Genomic DNA, 15,289 nt, shown 5'->3' on the forward strand with positions numbered 1-15,289 from the left:
TCGCACTTTTGCTGGAAATGCTCTAATCAAAAGCCACGCTGGAAAATCAGCGTGGCTTTTTTGTCCGTCACGCTCCGCTCGTCAGAAGAATGCGCAATGCGTCGTCATTCTCTACCGGCGGCAGACAGACCTGTCCTTTGCAGAACCATGCCGATGGCTTCTCTGCCCGGGCAGTACCGCCTGTCGGCAGTTCAATCACCGCATCCGGCGTGAAACTGACAATTTTGTCGAGACGACGCGGATCCGGATTTCGATTCGCTATCGAAACAAGCTCATCTTGATGAGACTGCGCGGCGATGACAAGCGATAGCGGTTCGGCAGCCATGCGGGCTGCATTCAATATGCCGATCTGACCATATTGCTGTGCGAGTGCGCGGCCTAACGCTTCCTCGATCAACGTCTCATTGCTTCGGTAAAGCGTCATGTCACCGGTTGCGAGGAAAAGCCGCGTCAGCGCTTCGATAATCTGGCTGGTCGCGCTGGGGATAGCCTCGTCATAATCACCATAGGCGTGAAGAATGACATCGTCGGCATCCAGCGCAGATAGACGGTAATTATCGGAAGCATCCCGGTGGTGGTCATCCAACGCCTGTTTGAGCTTCCGGGCGTCATCAATGTAGCTCCGGTCGGAACTTGCTTCATAGAGTGCCAGTGCGGCATTGATTATACCGGCATAGTCCGTCGACAGGGCAGGGTAGACCAGCCGATCCTGCATACGGCAATGCGCCATTTTCCCCGCGCGGAATGGCATCATGATCGCCTGATAGGCTTCGACCGCCAAAGTCACCCATTCCGGTTTGGCGAAGCTTCGTCCGGCCTCTGCAAGCGCACGGATCGCAAGTGCATTCCAGTCGGTCAGCGCCTTGTCATCGCGTCCCGGACGAATGCGTGTTTCACGCTGTGCGAATAGCTTTGCCTTGGCGCCCCGTATCGACGGCGTCGCCGCTGCATCAGCATTCACGTTATGCAAGCGGTTCAGAATAGTATGGCCTTCCCAGTTTCCTCCTGGGGAAACACCATAGAACGTCTTGAACGCCTTGCTATCCTCTCCCAAAACGCTGTCTATCTCCGCCTCGCTCCAGACGTAGAATTTTCCTTCTTCGCCTTCGCTATCGGCGTCGAGGCTAGACGCGAAACTACCGTCCGGCAGTCGCATTTCACGGACCAACCAATCAATGGTTTCTTCGATTCGTATGCGGAACAAATCATCTTTCGTTTCCGCAAAGGCATAATTGGCGTGTCGGATCAGCTGCGCATTGTCATAGAGCATTTTCTCAAAATGCGGCGCGAGCCACTCGGCATCCGTGCTGTAGCGGCACAGACCACCGCCGAGATGATCATAGATGCCGCCTTGCAGCATGGTCTTCAACGAGCGGATAAACTTGTCCCGGTTATCGCTGTCGTGATTATAGAGCCAGGATAGCCACAGCGCGTCCATGAATGGAGCATTGGGAAATTTAGGAGCGCCTTCGATGCCACCGCGTACCGGATCAATAAGACCACTGATCCGTTGCGTTACATCATCAAAGCGCGCAATTTCATTCGGAGTGGCGGCATTTTGCGCGGCGAGCCGACCTTCCAGATGATTGAACACCGCCTCGGCATTATGGTTAATTTTTTCTTTATCTCCTTGCCAGAGATTGTTCACGGCCTTTAATACATCGACAAAACCCGGCATGTTGTGGCGTGCGTGGGGCGGAAAATACGTGCCGCCCCAGAAGGGCTTTCCGTCAGGTCGCAAGAACATGGTCAAGGGCCAGCCACCTTGCTGTCCCATCGCGCCAAGCGCGGCCATATAGATCTGGTCTATGTCCGGTCGTTCCTCGCGATCGACCTTCACATTCACGAACAGGTCGTTCATCACTGCAGCGACATCAGCATCTTCGAACGATTCATGGGCCATGACATGGCACCAGTGACAGGCAGCATAACCAATCGAAAGCAGGATAGGGCGGTTTAACTCACGTGCTGTGTCGAGGGCTTCTTTTCCCCAGGGCTGCCAATGAACAGGGTTATCCGCATGTTGGCGCAGATAGGCACTGGGTTCCGCAGACAGCCTGTTTCTGCTGATATCCGTCATGAGGCTTCCCTTTCAGCGTTTGAATGAATATGCACTGAGCTTAATTTCAATCCTCTTGGCAAGATTGATATAGGTCAGGAAACGCAATGAACGACACCGCTGTGCATCACGATACGATTTTTGCCTTGTCCAGCGGGCGGCTTCCGTCTGGTGTTGCTGTGGTGCGAGCATCTGGCCCTAAAGTTCGATTCATCATTGAAACGATTCTCGGCTCCGGCATTGAACCACGATATGCAGCCTATAAGACATTCCGCTCCCGAAATGGAGACGCGATTGATCGTGGATTAGCACTCTTCTTCCCCGGACCGCATAGTTTTACAGGCGAAGACTGTGTCGAATTTCATCTGCACGGTGGAATAGCTGTTGTTGAAAAACTGCTAGTGGAACTGGGCGAGATAGCAGGCTGCCGTATTGCAGAGGCAGGTGAATTCACCCGACGTGCTTTCACCAATGGTAAAATGGATCTGACAATTGCAGAAGGTCTGGCAGATCTCATCGCGGCTGAGACCGAAGGGCAGCGACGTCTTGCCTTGCAAGTAGCTTCAGGCGCGCAACGCCAACTCTATACGGATTGGCGGCAGAGGCTTGTTCGTGCGCGGGCGTTTATTGAAGCTGAACTCGACTTTGCAGATGAGAGCGATGTCCCAGGCTCGGTTTCTGATCAGGTATGGCGATCCTTGAAAGAGCTACAAAAGGAAATCGAGCTGCATATTGCCAGCGGCAAGCGCGCAGCCATGCTTCGTGATGGTTTGCATGTAGTGATTGCCGGTGCGCCGAATGCGGGCAAATCGAGCTTGCTTAACTTTCTCGCTGGACGGGAAGTGGCGATCATATCGGATGAGGCGGGAACGACACGCGATCTTCTGGAAGTCAAACTCGACCTCAATGGCATCCCGGTTTACGTCACTGATACGGCTGGTCTGCGCGAGACCGAAAGCGCTGTTGAAAAGATTGGCATCGAGAGAGCCCGCGAAAGAGCATCGGAAGCCGACCTCATTCTTCTGTTGGAAGACATGAGTGATCCAATTGATGTGACACTTAACGAGGCTGATGTCGAAATTTGGCGCATTGGAACCAAGGCCGATCTAACGGGAGGCCTTTCTGAACGATGGACTTTCCATATTTCAATCAAGAGTGGCTCTGGGTTAGACGAACTTTTAGCCGCTCTTCAATCTTTCGCTGAAGAACGGATTGGCCAGATCAACGATGCCGTCCCTACAAGGCAGCGCCATATCAATTTGCTCCACTCTACGCTTACTGAGATTGAAACCGCCGCACGCCGTGATGATCTCCCACTAGAATTGCGAGCGGAGAACATGCGCAGGGCGTCCCAATACCTCGGTCGCATCACCGGTGACGTGGATGTTGAGGAAATCCTCGATGTGATCTTCTCGCAGTTTTGCATTGGCAAGTGATTCACGTGAAACATTGGCCTGTTGGGGCAGAGATGATTCTTGGAATGTTTCACGTGAAACATCTGTGGAATCCAGTGATGCCAGTTGACTCTACCTGTTCTTCGTGAGTCAGCGACCCTGAACGCTTTTAATTGATCGCCTGTCACGCTTTTATCCTTCCGTTTCAAACGCATTCATGGCAAAAGCTGTCTCCTAATCCAAGGATGCGAGAAATGAGTTCGGCTGAGTCTACAGTCTTCGATGTTATTGTTGTCGGTGGCGGTCATGCGGGCTGCGAAGCCGCGTCGGCTGCTGCGCGTGCAGGTGCACGCACTGCATTGGTCACTCATCGCTTCGATACGATTGGCGTTATGTCTTGTAATCCGGCCATCGGTGGCCTGGGGAAGGGCCATCTCGTCCGTGAGATTGACGCACTCGACGGTTTGATGGGTCGCGTTGCCGATAAGGCAGGCATCCAGTTCCGTCTTTTGAACCGCCGTAAAGGCCCAGCCGTTCGTGGCCCGCGCACGCAGGCCGATCGTAAGCTCTATCGGCTTGCGATGCAGGAAATGATTGGTGCGCAGGAGAACCTCACAGTTGTTGAGGGCGGCGCGTTTGATATCAAGACCGAAGAAGGTATTGTCACTGGTGTGGTTTTATCGGATGGTCGGCTGTTGAACTGCGGGGCGGTCGTGCTGACGACAGGCACGTTCCTGAATGGTCTCATTCATATTGGTGAGAAGAAGATACCAGCGGGGCGTATGGGCGAGAACCCGGCGCTTGGCCTTTCGGATACTTTGAAGACTCTTGGCTTTGCATTGGGACGCCTCAAGACTGGCACGCCGCCGCGTCTCGATGGCCGGACCATCGATTGGGCGAGCCTTGAAACCCAGTCTGCTGATGAGAACCCTGTACCGTTTTCTTTGATGACGGACCGCATTACGACGCCGCAGATTGATTGCGGTATTACGCGAACGACACCGGAAACACACGCTATTATACGCGCCAACCTGCACCGTTCAGCCATGTATTCTGGCTCGATCGAAGGTATCGGCCCGCGTTACTGTCCGTCAGTCGAAGATAAGATCGTCAAGTTCGGTGATCGTGACGGCCACCAGATATTCCTGGAACCGGAAGGTCTGGATGACCATACGGTTTATCCGAACGGCATTTCCACCTCACTGCCGGAAGATGTTCAGCTCGAAATTCTCAAGACCATTCCCGGTCTTGAGAAAGCAATCATGCTGCAGCCGGGCTATGCCATTGAATATGACTTTATTGATCCGCGTGAACTGAAGCGCAGTCTGGAAACGCGGCGCGTAAGCGGTCTGTTCCTGGCAGGACAGATCAACGGTACAACCGGATATGAGGAAGCCGGCGCTCAGGGGCTTCTTGCTGGCTTGAATGCCGCAAGGCGGGCAGGGGGTGAAGAGCCAGTCATCATCCAGCGAACGGAAGCCTATATTGGTGTTATGGTGGATGATCTGACTTCGCGCGGTGTAAGTGAGCCTTACCGTATGTTCACTTCTAGAGCCGAGTTCCGTCTATCCTTGCGCGCGGATAATGCCGATCAACGTCTGACGCCGCTGGCCGACGGCCTTGGCATTTTGGGTGCTGAGCGCAAGAAGCGCTTTGCTGAACGAGAGAATGCGCTGTCCGCCGCGCGCGAATTAACGCAGTCGCTTTCGATTACGCCAAATCTAGCAAGCCGCTATGACCTGCATCTGAACCACGATGGGGTTCGTCGTTCGGCTTATGATCTGTTGTCTTATCCGGATATTGATCTGGCGCGTTTGAATCCGATTTGGCCCGAGCTGGAATCAATTGATCCCATCACCCGCGAAACGCTGGAGATCGAAGCGCAGTATGCGGTTTATATGGAACGCCAGCAGACAGATATTGCGGTTATGGAGCGCGAAGAGCGCTTGTTGATTCCCGCTGGACTGGATATTGACGCCATTTCCGGACTGTCCAACGAGCTGAAACATAAGCTGAAACAGCGTAAGCCAGAGACTATTGCCGAGGCGCAGCGCGTTGATGGTATGACGCCGGCTGCCTTGGCCTTGCTGATAGCGCAGATCAAGAAGCATGGTTCTCGCCGTCAAGCCGCTACTGAATTGGCGGAAGGGAAGGGCGCGGCGTGAGTGCTGATAAGGGTGCGGATCGCCGTTTCGAAAGTCTTCGCCAGATCAATCCGGCTGTTTCACGTGAAACAGTGGATCGTTTGATCGCATTTGAAGAGCTGTTCCGGAAGTGGTCGAAAGCGATCAATCTGGCATCTCCATCGACATTGGCGGACCTTTGGAGCCGCCATATTCTGGATAGCGCGCAGATATTTCCGCTGGCTCCAGACGCAAAACGCTGGCTCGATATAGGTTCCGGTGGCGGATTTCCGGGCATCGTGACGGCCTGTTATCTGGCGGATAGACCGGGTAGTCGTATTGATCTGGTGGAAAGCGCCGGCAAAAAGGCCGCTTTTCTGCGCACAGCTGCCGGCCATTTAAATATTCCTGCCCATATTCATGCAGCTCGTATCGAGTCCATGTGGGAAAAAATCGAGACGCCGGAGGTTGTTACCGCCCGAGCGCTCGCCTCGTTGAACGACCTTTTTGGTTTGACGGAGCCCTGGCTCGTCAACGGTGCCAAGGCGCTTTTCCAAAAAGGTCGGGATTACCAGAGAGAAATCGATGAAAGCCGTGTCGGTTGGGATTTCGATCTGGTAAAACATCAAAGTGCTATCGATCAGACTTCGGTCATCCTCGAAATCAGCAACTTGCGACGCAAAGCAAATTGAATCCGAGAATTTGGCAGATCTGGAAAGCGGCAGGGCGACGGTAATGAACAAAATGTCCAGGATCATAACCATTGCAAACCAGAAAGGCGGCGTCGGCAAAACCACGACGGCGATCAATCTGGCTACAGCATTGGCGGCAATAGGCGAAACGGTTCTCATCGTTGATCTCGATCCGCAGGGCAATGCCAGCACTGGGTTGGGGATCGACCGTCGCAACCGTCCGCTGTCATCTTACGACGTGCTGACGCAAGAGGCATCGGTGCCCGAGGCTGCGATGCAGACCGATGTGCCCAATCTCTTTATCGTGCCATCGACGCTCGATCTGTTGGGTATCGAGATGGAGATCGCCCAATCGGCGGACCGTACCCGCCGTCTGCGCGACTCTTTGCGTTTCGATTCGAGCGTTTCTGATCGGTTTTCCTATGTTCTGGTGGATTGCCCGCCATCTCTGAACCTGTTGACGCTGAATGCCATGGCGGCTGCGGACTCCGTGCTTGTGCCGTTGCAGTGCGAGTTCTTTGCGCTGGAAGGCCTAAGCCAGCTTCTACAGACGGTCGATCAGGTTCGTTCAACGATCAATGCTGAGCTTTCGATCCAGGGCATCGTGTTGACGATGTTCGATAGCCGCAACAATCTTGCCTCTCAGGTGGTGGATGATGTTCGCGCCTTCATGGGTGAAAAGGTCTATCGCACCGTTATTCCGCGCAATGTGCGGGTTTCAGAAGCGCCATCGCATGGCAAGCCGGCCATTCTCTATGATCTGAAATGCGCTGGAAGTCAGGCTTACTTGCAGCTTGCGTCGGAAGTTATTCAGCGCGAGCGGCAATTGAAAGCCGCATAACCTAGACTATCGATTCTACTACGTAACAATTGCAGGAATTTGCCGAACGATGAACGACGATCCTTCAAAAAAGCGCCTTGGCCGTGGACTGGCTGCCCTGATTGGTGAGATCGACCGTCCGGTCGAAGAGCGCAAAGCGCCGGTTCCGATCGAACGCAATGTGCCTATCGAGTTTGTCACGCGCAATCCGCGCAATCCGCGACGCATGTTTGCGGAAGCCGAACTTGAAGATCTTGCGCAGTCGATCAAGGAACACGGTGTCGTCCAGCCAATCGTGGTGCGTCCCGCTCCCGGTCAGCCTGATCATTTCGAGCTTATCGCCGGTGAACGCCGCTGGCGCGCGTCGCAGCGCGCGGGCGTTGATACGATTCCTGTTATCGTTCGCGATGTGGATGATCGTGTCGCTCTCGAGATTGCGATTATCGAAAACGTTCAGCGCGCAGACCTGAATGCAGTCGAAGAAGCGCTTGGATATCAACAGCTTATCGATAATCATGAGTATACGCAGAACGATCTGGCACAGGTAATCGGCAAGAGCCGCAGCCATGTTGCCAATACGCTGCGCCTACTCAAGCTACCGCAGCCGGTGCAGGATTTCATTGTCGACGGCGCCTTGTCTGCCGGTCATGCGCGTAGCCTGATCACGATGGAAAACCCGACCGGTCTGGCAGAGCGCATTGTCAAGGAAGGCCTGTCCGTTCGTCAGGTAGAAGCTTTGGCTCAGGCCGAAGCGCGCGGCGGTGCGGAACCGAAGCCGGGTAAAGCTGCGCCGGTTGAAAAAGATGCCGACACCAAAGCGCTTGAAAAGCTGCTTTCCGATGTGACCGGCATGAAGGTCGAGATCAACCATCGGGATCGCGGTGGCGAAGTGAAGGTGCGCTACAGCTCGCTGGAGCAGCTGGACGAAATCTGCCGTCGTCTTCAGAGCTGACGCGTTCCCAATGATGAATTGAAAAAACCCCGGTATTTAAATACCGGGGTTTTTTGCTGGATTGTTTCACGTTTGATAGTGGAGACTCTAGTCAGCGCCGCGCATTGCGCATGGCTTCCACACCGATAGCCATCAGGCATTGGCGAATGATTGGAACGGCAAGCGCTGAGTTCTGGCGGCTTTCGAGAACGGCGCGCTGGAGCCGTTCCAGAACCCGTGAAAGGCTTTCGCCGCCCCATCGTCCGATGGCAGTTTCTATGAGCCTTTTGCGATTGAAGAAGATAGGCGGCCTTGCTCCGGCCACAACAACGGACGCGCTTTTGCGCTCTGTATCCATGATATAGCGCAGAGCCTGTATCTGCTGGAATTGCCGCATGGCCGTGTTCAGCACCAGAAACGGCGCTGTGCCAGATTTCACGACACGGTCGAATGTCATTTCAAACCGCTGCAAATCACCGGCAATAATCGCATCCACGACCTCATCAGTCGACAAGCCAGCAACGTCGCCCACGGCTTCGCGCACATCGTCAATGTCGATACGTTCCTTGCCTCGTGCATAGAGGCACAGTTTCTCCAGCTCACCACGGGTGGCAAGGCGGTCGCCGCCAAGACTGGCCCGAAGAAGCTGCCGTCCATCAAGGGTGATTTGCAGCTTCCACTCGGCAAGCACATCATCAATCACGCCATCAATGCCGCGCGCATCGTCCGTATAGCAGGGAAGTGCCATGCCCGCCGAAGCGTTCTCGATAGCACTACGCAACCCCACGCCCTTTTTCAGGTCGCCAGCTTCGATGAGAATGAAGGTTTCATGCGGCGGTTCTGTAGCCAGAAGCTTGATCGCATCGGCAAGTTTCTTCTGCCCGGCGGCGTTTTTGATCCAGATCAGGCGTTCGCCGCCGAACATGGAAATGGTGCGCGCTTCGTCGGCCAGTTTCGAAGGATCGGCATCGATCTCGTCCGCTTCCATACGGATGACCGCAAAGGGATCGTCGAGCGGCAGCTTTGTCGCCTCGGCATAGCGGCGTGCACGTTCGCTCACCAGCCCTTTGTCCGGGCCATAGAGCAGCACGACCGGAAACGAGCTGCTCGGTCTGCTCAGGAAACCATCGACTTCATTTGCTTTTTTCTGCGCCATATCTGGTTCTTAGAGCAATTCGGCCAGAAACAAAACAGCCGCCGATCACGGGAGGAACAGCGGCTGTGAAAAGCGTATATGTGGGCAGCTATTCGATCAGCAGCGCATCGTCATCAAGCGTCTGGCCGCGCACTTTGCGGAACATCTCGATCAGGTCTTCGACGCCCAGTGTCTTGCGTTTGTCGCCGGTTACGTCGAGCAAAATCTTGCCGCCGTGCAGCATGATGGTGCGATCACCATAATCGAGCGCCTGACGCATCGAATGGGTGACCATCAGCGCCGTCAGCTTGTTTTCGGTGATGAGCGTGCGGGTCAGTTCCATGACGAATTCAGCCATGCCCGGATCGAGCGCCGCCGTGTGTTCGTCAAGAAGCAGAACTTCAGAACCGGCAAGCGTTGCCATGATCAGCGAAAGCGCCTGACGCTGGCCGCCAGAGAGCAGTTCCATACGGTCCTGCATGCGGCTTTCAAGGCCGAGATTGAGGCTTGCCACCCGCTCGCGAAACCATTCGCGGCGGTTGGAATTCAGCGCATGGGTGAAACCGCGCTTCTTGCCGCGTGAGGCGGCAAGCGCAAGATTTTCTTCGATGGTCAGCGTGCCGCAACTGCCAGCCAGTGGGTCCTGGAAGACGCGCGCAACGAGACCGGCGCGGTCGGCGGTGGATTTGCGCGTCACATCCTTGCCGCTGATCACGACCTTGCCGCCGGTCGGGATAACATCGCCTGCAAGAACGCCGAGCAAGGTGGATTTACCGGCACCATTCGAGCCGATGACGGTTACGAAGGAACCGCGATCCATGGTCAGGTTGATCTTGTTTAGAACCTGCTTTTCCAGTGGAGTGCCGCGACCGAAGACGACATCGAGATTGGATACTTCGATCATGCGGATGCTCCCCCGCGGCGCAGGCGCGGCAATATCAGGGCGAAGGTTACGAGAAGCGCTGTGGCGATGTTCAGGTCGGAGGCCTGCAGGCCGAATGTGTCGCCATTGGAAAGAGCGAGTTGGATGGCGATGCGGTAGATGACCGAACCGAGCACGCAACCGATCAGGATCACAAGCAGGTTGCGCGTGCGCAGGATGGTTTCACCAATGATGACGGCTGCGAGGCCAACGACGATGGTGCCGACGCCCGAGGTGACATCTGCAAAGCCGTTGGTCTGGGCGAAAAGCGAACCGCCAAGCGCGACGAGCGCGTTGGAGAGTGCCATGCCGATATAGATCTGGCGGTCAGTCCGCACGCCTTGAGCGCGCGCCATTTTGGGATTGGCGCCGGTCGCACGCATGGCGAGGCCCATGTCGCTTTCCAGAAAGCGCCAGACGATGAAGACAGCGATGACGACAAGCACAAACAGGAAGGCCGGACGGACATAATATTCCGGAATACCGTGGCCGAAGAAGGGGCTCAGCATGGTGTCCTGATTGATGAGCGCGATATTCGGTCGGCCCATCACGCGCAGGTTCACTGAGAAAAGCGCGATCATCGTCAGGATGGATGCAAGCAGGTTGAGAATCTTGAAGCGCACGTTGAGCGTTGCGGTCACAAGACCCGCTACAGCGCCCGCAACCATGGCGATGGCGGCGGCGAGCCATGCATTGAGGCCAGCGAGGATCAGAACGCCGGTAACGGCTGCACCGAGCGGGAACGAACCGTCCACCGTCAAGTCGGGAAAGTCGAGGACGCGAAACGCCAGATAGACGCCGATGGCGACAAACGCGAAAACGAGGCCTAATTCGACCGCACCCCAGAAGGCGATCTGACTCACAACGACATTCCTTGTACTTTGCCGCAATCGACAAGGATGAAGCCGGTTTCTCCGGCATAAGATCATCCGCAAGCCTGCGGACATCAAGGCTTTGTACCTTCAATTGTCCAAAAGGCTTTCACCAATCGCGACCGGTTTTGGTTTGAGTATATCCGGCAGGCGAGGCCCGTTCGGATTGTTTCCCGGCTGGATCATTTGTTCCCATTATTGTTCCAGTCGGATTACAACTCTCGCGATCCCCAGCGCAAGCCCTAACCGTGCGAAAGGCCCGCAAATGCGGCTTTATGTGCGGCTAACGCAATATTCGTGCTGCATTGGCTCCGAAAGAGCGGCTTTGTTGCAAATTGTTTGACCCCTAAGACGTTCTTTCTCTATGTCGTGTTTGATAGCTTCAAGCGCAACACGATTGTTTATGCGAACAACTATGCTGTCTTCACCTCGTACGACCATTCAAGCGAAGATGATTTGCTGAACCAGCGGGGTCTTCACGAATGGTTTTGATCAGTGCTCACCCGAAGCCAGCGCTTGAAACTTCCTAGCATAGGGTAGGTTGCTCATCGAGCAATGTAAAACTTACAGTTGTGCTTAATTAAACATCAGCTATCGTAACCCAAGATAAAATCCCAAAGGGATCAAATGTACCGGCAACCTAACTCCGAAAAATAAGATTAAATTAAGTATCGTATAATTATCTAATTAGCATTCGTATTTTCTTCAAAAATTTATGTATCCAATGATGATTTAATTTGAGAAGATAAAATCAATCTAAGTATAATTTAAAGTAATATATATATAAAAAGTTTATTTAATACGTAATGATACATATAAATGACTTTCTGATATTTAATAGTTATATATAAAATATATACTTCCATCAGGATCAAATAAAAACAATACATTAATACAAATGAAAGTTTATAAAACAGTATAACAATTTTATATAAATATTTTTCTAGAAATAAAGAGAAAAAAATGAAAAAAATAGAAACAGATTGGGCCGGAGTTGATGGTTTCTCAATCTTTGGATATGAAGCAAATTTTTCCAGCTATTCTCCTGAAGCAGTTTTTCAGCTCTATCCAAATGGAAATCATCAGTTTGTTTTGTTTATAGTACTTAGTCTCGTAGACAAGAGTGGAAAAAAACTTACAACCGACAGAATGCCTGACATTGATGAAGTCAGGAATTCGATCATTTTTATTGATTATTATACGAAGGAACCGCTCGATCTAGAGATAGTAAAAATAGAACAGGCAAGCAATAATTTCGACAGACAATATCCGAGTGGGAAGAAGGCTGATGCTCCGATAAACAAAACGGTAATTGAAACAACCGGTCAATATAACGGACTATCGGTTGCTTATCTGACTTTCTATTTCCGTTTTAAGCAAGTTCCCAAGGAACAACAACTACATGTTGGTTTTGTGGTGGATAATGGTTCCTTTATTCTTGAAAATTATGTTGGTAATCCCAACTCGGTTAAATTCGGCCTTAGTTTTCTACCGCCTGTCCCTGTGAGTTCAGCGAATTTCTCGATCACGGGTTGCCATGTTGCTCATGATGGAGAAGACGATGAGGGGCATCTCGTAGAAGGTGCACCGGCAGATGCGAATTTCTGGCGGCGCTTCGATTATCAGATTACACGTGATCCAACGTCAGACGACGCGAACGAGACAGCTCTTTGGACGCTGGCACCAGAGAACCGTTCTGAATATCTGAAGGATTACTCTATCGGTGAGCGGTCATCAGGCGGGTTTTTCTATAAACTTTATGCATGGCCCATCAATATATTGGATGCTGACGGTGAGCCGCTCTGTCCTACAGATAAGAGATCGTTTCCAGTCAGTTCTCTTACGAACTTGACCCAGAACCTGACAGTCGATGCGGACCCGGGCGCGGTTGCGCTGACATTATACTGCACCGCAGGTCCATCTGCTACCATTCGTGACAAGCGTCTCCCAATTAGGCTTAGCTTCGGTGATCTTTATGGCAATGCGGCTGGGGTGATGGTGCTGGACCCAAGTGTTATTCCAACCAAGTATAATCGCAACACACTGGAAAATCTGAACTTCATCGGAGTTCCAGGCGCTTCGTTGAAGCCTTGTGACAGTTCATTGGGCGGTATGTTCACTCTGCAGTCCCCGGCCAAGCCCGGACATGGCGCTTATGTGAAGAATTTAGGAACCTTTTACGAGCCATGCTGGGTGGTCGCGTATGGCGCGCTGAAAGATGTAAAAGATAGCGTCAATACTCATCATTGGTTTAATGCAGACTTGCCCGAAACTTGTAAGATAAGTTCTTGCCGGGATTTTGCCGAAGGCTGGGGCGTGGGTGACGAGGGAGGGGTAACAGGCGATGGCAGCACTGCAACTTGGACTTTCGAACCCGTTTGGTCACTCGGGAGTTTTGCGATTCGGAACCAGGTTGGCGGTTACCTGACTGCCCCCACCAATTTTGAGAGCGCAAACCAGATTTCGGCGAATGCGTCCGGTGATGAACGGGACTATATTGAATGGCAACTACAATCGGTTGATAACGCTGATACTCGTAGTGGGCGACGTAAATGGGCAAAGATCGCTGACCCCATTTGGACCATCGCTGGAAATTCCAGTACAAACGGTCGTGGGACCGTTTATGCGAATGGCCGCCATTCTATACGCGGGCGATTGCAGTTTACGCTCGAGGATGAAAGCGATAACGCCGTTACCGGAGACGATTGCCCTTCGATTGGTTACGTTGTGCAAGCACTCAAATTTCTAAATTATGACGATGGTTCGAATATCGGAGAAGGCGACAATCTAGACTGGAAAGTAAAATACTCACCGAATGTGTTTGTTGATGGAAGCGTAGCGCAGTCCTTTGCACAAAAGGATTCCGATGGTCACGTGCCTGGACAGATCAATAAGGATACCGGGAAAGTTTTTATAGATTTTTATGTGCGATGCACAAAAATCAGAAAGCAAAATATAAATTTCGGCTTCCAAATTCGGATTCATGAACCCGATCTCCAATGGGTGGGAATAGTTGTGGATGATAGTGTATCTCTGCAAGAAACCGACTCAATTCAAAAATTCTCAGTTGCGAAGTTAACCTTCACCGCCCAATCGCCAATACTACTCACGGAAGATATGCTCTTAAGCACTGGGCAACTGATCGCTAATCCGCCGGACCATGTCCCCGCTGATCCTAATTTGTATCCGGGTGTGAACTATAGAGATCAACTTTGGAAGCACTGGATCTACCAGATCAAGTTGCAAGGACAGGTGGGGTATGTGCCGGAGTTGCGCCAAGCTGTCATCAACGCGCCAAACAAAGACTGGTTTCTTTTTGACGAGGTTGGTGAAGCGAATTGGTGGCAGCTCTACAACGGCCTGGTGGGTATCAATTATGTAGGGCTCTACAACTATACGCTGCTGCTGTGGCCCTCCAATCTTTGCATCATTGACGATGACGGGGATGCTCAAAACATCCCTGGAAGTCAGGTGCAATCTTATTACTTGGGAGACATCCCGGTTATCGACAATCCGATAGATCCCTCAACTCTACTTATTTCCTTGTATTGTACGGTTGGGACCTGTGCGGACGGAATGATGCTGTATCAACCTTTCACCCTGACATTGTTCGATCAGTACGGCAACTCGGGGGATTTTCACATTCCAATAGAAGCGTTTCCAGATGCTTATCACGGATCCACTGCATATCATCCAGAACCGCCGGATTATCAGAAGCAACAATTTCTAAAAAGCGGAAAGAACTTGGGACTTACTCCACATATCGGTGAGATACCGTACTGTAAATGTATAGCGGCAACGTATCCAATCGGCAATTCCGTCGCTTATACTATGGCAGCAACCATTTTCACCGATGCTGGTACTAATCCGTTGGCCACTGTCACCAGTTCAGAGGGGACGACGAGCGTTTTTTCTTTTCAGGGACTTAACGAATACCCACCGATAATCGCTCCGAACGTGTTGCCTGAAGCGTTCCTTTTTTCCATTGGCAGTTTTTCAGGCGAAGGCACTGATTGCGTTCTAAGTGCTGCTTCTGTATCACCACAATCTCCTGACAATATAAGTTATCCGCGTTCTCAATTATTTATTCCTAATTCCGATGTGAGTTCAGAATGTTATTGGATTTTATACCCAGTATGGGAAAGTAATAAGTTTAAATTATCCGCCTTTGATATCGATCAAAATCAATTTATTCTTACATACGACAGCCCTGATACTTATATTAATGCTTCTGAAAAGTTACAAGAATGGTATAGAAACAACAGAGCATTAATTATTGTTCCAGATTCTTCAACAAATTGGTCGATAATTCCGCCGAGCAAGCAATAAATTATAATGTAT

10 protein-coding genes are annotated in these 15,289 nt (G+C 52.0%); 6 read left to right on the forward strand and 4 right to left on the reverse strand.

What is annotated here, in order from left to right; translation table 11 throughout:
• Positions 1–67: 67 nt before the first annotated feature.
• A complete protein-coding gene (locus FGI60_RS04550) occupies positions 68–2,080 on the reverse strand; it encodes a thioredoxin domain-containing protein (RefSeq protein WP_138784115.1) in 2,013 nt (670 codons plus the stop codon).
• 86 nt (positions 2,081–2,166) lie between these two features.
• Between FGI60_RS04550 and mnmE the strand changes: the two genes are divergently transcribed.
• The 5 genes from mnmE (at position 2,167) to FGI60_RS04575 (ending at position 8,040) form a co-directional block, all read left to right on the forward strand.
• Positions 2,167–3,495 carry a tRNA uridine-5-carboxymethylaminomethyl(34) synthesis GTPase MnmE gene (gene mnmE, locus FGI60_RS04555; protein WP_138784116.1) on the forward strand — a complete coding sequence of 443 codons (1,329 nt, stop codon included), beginning with the start codon at positions 2,167–2,169 and terminating at the stop codon, positions 3,493–3,495.
• A gap of 212 nt (positions 3,496–3,707) precedes the next feature.
• Positions 3,708–5,618, forward strand: a complete 1,911-nt coding sequence (mnmG, locus tag FGI60_RS04560; RefSeq protein WP_138784117.1) for a tRNA uridine-5-carboxymethylaminomethyl(34) synthesis enzyme MnmG — start codon at positions 3,708–3,710, stop codon at positions 5,616–5,618.
• Positions 5,615–6,268, forward strand: coding sequence for a 16S rRNA (guanine(527)-N(7))-methyltransferase RsmG (gene rsmG, locus FGI60_RS04565; RefSeq protein ID WP_138784118.1), 654 nt, complete (start codon positions 5,615–5,617; stop codon positions 6,266–6,268). The genes mnmG and rsmG overlap by 4 nt, the downstream gene beginning before the upstream one ends.
• A gap of 43 nt (positions 6,269–6,311) precedes the next feature.
• Positions 6,312–7,109 (forward strand): ParA family protein, encoded by a 798-nt coding sequence (locus FGI60_RS04570; protein WP_078337617.1) that lies wholly within the window; start codon positions 6,312–6,314, stop codon positions 7,107–7,109.
• Positions 7,110–7,158: 49 nt separating this feature from the next.
• The gene (locus FGI60_RS04575) at positions 7,159–8,040 is read left to right on the forward strand and encodes a ParB/RepB/Spo0J family partition protein (protein ID WP_138784119.1); all 882 of its coding nucleotides are present in this window, start codon (positions 7,159–7,161) and stop codon (positions 8,038–8,040) included.
• 91 nt (positions 8,041–8,131) lie between these two features.
• On the opposite strand, the gene holA is transcribed toward FGI60_RS04575, so the two are convergent.
• From holA to FGI60_RS04590, 3 genes are all read right to left on the reverse strand, one after another.
• Complete coding sequence (holA, locus tag FGI60_RS04580) at positions 8,132–9,175, reverse strand: DNA polymerase III subunit delta (RefSeq protein ID WP_138784120.1); 1,044 nt, start codon at positions 9,173–9,175, stop codon at positions 8,132–8,134.
• Positions 9,176–9,263: 88 nt separating this feature from the next.
• Positions 9,264–10,058, reverse strand: coding sequence for an ABC transporter ATP-binding protein (locus tag FGI60_RS04585; RefSeq protein ID WP_138784121.1), 795 nt, complete (start codon positions 10,056–10,058; stop codon positions 9,264–9,266).
• Entirely contained in the window at positions 10,055–10,939 is an 885-nt protein-coding gene (locus FGI60_RS04590; protein WP_138784122.1) for an ABC transporter permease, read from the reverse strand. Before FGI60_RS04590 ends, FGI60_RS04585 begins: the two co-directional genes overlap by 4 nt.
• A gap of 972 nt (positions 10,940–11,911) precedes the next feature.
• Here FGI60_RS04590 and FGI60_RS04595 point away from each other — a divergent pair.
• Positions 11,912–15,277, forward strand: a complete 3,366-nt coding sequence (locus tag FGI60_RS04595; protein ID WP_138784123.1) for a hypothetical protein — start codon at positions 11,912–11,914, stop codon at positions 15,275–15,277.
• The last annotated feature ends 12 nt before the right edge of the window (positions 15,278–15,289 follow it).

Origin of the sequence: Brucella haematophila, assembly GCF_005938105.1 — a bacterium.
Taxonomy (GTDB): Bacteria; Pseudomonadota; Alphaproteobacteria; order Rhizobiales; family Rhizobiaceae; genus Brucella; species Brucella haematophila.

Excerpts from the sequence above, each read along its gene's own strand:
- FGI60_RS04550 (WP_138784115.1), bottom strand. The coding sequence starts at position 2,080 with ATGACGGATATCAGCAGAAACAGGCTGTCTGCGGAACCCAGTGCCTAT.
- FGI60_RS04570 (WP_078337617.1), top strand. The coding sequence starts at position 6,312 with ATGAACAAAATGTCCAGGATCATAACCATTGCAAACCAGAAAGGCGGC.
- mnmG (WP_138784117.1), top strand. The coding sequence starts at position 3,708 with ATGAGTTCGGCTGAGTCTACAGTCTTCGATGTTATTGTTGTCGGTGGC.
- FGI60_RS04595 (WP_138784123.1), top strand. The coding sequence starts at position 11,912 with ATGAAAAAAATAGAAACAGATTGGGCCGGAGTTGATGGTTTCTCAATC.
- holA (WP_138784120.1), bottom strand. The coding sequence starts at position 9,175 with ATGGCGCAGAAAAAAGCAAATGAAGTCGATGGTTTCCTGAGCAGACCG.
- FGI60_RS04585 (WP_138784121.1), bottom strand. The coding sequence starts at position 10,058 with ATGATCGAAGTATCCAATCTCGATGTCGTCTTCGGTCGCGGCACTCCA.
- mnmE (WP_138784116.1), top strand. The coding sequence starts at position 2,167 with ATGAACGACACCGCTGTGCATCACGATACGATTTTTGCCTTGTCCAGC.
- FGI60_RS04575 (WP_138784119.1), top strand. The coding sequence starts at position 7,159 with ATGAACGACGATCCTTCAAAAAAGCGCCTTGGCCGTGGACTGGCTGCC.